Source organism: Peribacillus sp. SIMBA_075 (assembly GCF_046534585.1).
In genome coordinates this window covers 1-254 of record NZ_JAWRYN010001085.1, presented here as the reverse complement: position 1 = coordinate 254, position 254 = coordinate 1, and the positions used below count along the sequence as shown (strand labels likewise).

1 protein-coding gene is annotated in these 254 nt (G+C 44.5%); it reads left to right on the top strand.

The window, feature by feature from the left end; translation table 11 throughout:
• The coding region (locus SB775_RS31635; RefSeq protein ID WP_410865245.1) for a tRNA-dihydrouridine synthase at positions 1 to 254 on the top strand (254 nt) is incomplete at both ends.

Below are 254 nucleotides of genomic sequence, written 5' to 3'. Positions count from 1 at the left end.
AGCTGTAAATATCCCGGTTATCGGAAATGGTGATGTCGAAACGCCACAAGATGCAAAGCGTATGCTTGATGAAATTGGTGTAGACGGTGTTATGATTGGTCGCGCTGCCCTTGGGGACCCGTGGATGATTTATCGTACGGTAAAGTATTTGGAAACAGGTGAATTAATGCCGGAGCCGACAGTGCGTGAGAAAATTGACGTATGTATGTTGCATCTAGATCGTCTTATCGATTTAAAGAACGAAAATGTCGCTG